Origin of the sequence: Xanthovirga aplysinae, from assembly GCF_009711365.1 — a bacterium.
Taxonomy (GTDB): domain Bacteria; phylum Bacteroidota; class Bacteroidia; order Cytophagales; family Cyclobacteriaceae; genus Xanthovirga; species Xanthovirga aplysinae.
Genome location: NZ_SMMB01000073.1, coordinates 1 through 280, shown reverse-complemented (window position 1 = coordinate 280; position 280 = coordinate 1). Strand labels below are relative to the sequence as shown.

Below are 280 nucleotides of genomic sequence, written 5' to 3'. Positions count from 1 at the left end.
TGTTTGGGTGTATGGCTTCTGTTTTTTCTCTTTCACCCTAGCCTCAACCCATTCCGTCCACTTGTTGGCGAATCGTTCAGAATCGAAAGGAAGGACTACAATGTTTCTTTTCGCTGCCTGCTTTTCTTTTTTTGCCGCAACTTTTTTTCTTTTTAATTCTTCGGCTTCTAAAGCCTTGGTTTGAAGTTTTTCTTTTTCAAGATTTCCGTAAATGTCCATTTGGTTCGGGGAAATGTCAGAAGCTTGAACAGGTGGGTTTTCTTTTTCTACTTTTTCTTTA

Annotated in this window: 1 protein-coding gene; it reads right to left on the bottom strand. The window is 38.9% G+C overall.

Annotation, left to right across the window (positions count from 1 at the left end; all coding sequences use genetic code 11):
• Positions 1 to 280 (bottom strand): hypothetical protein (locus E1171_RS23010; protein WP_425509586.1); only part of this gene is annotated, 280 nt, incomplete at both ends.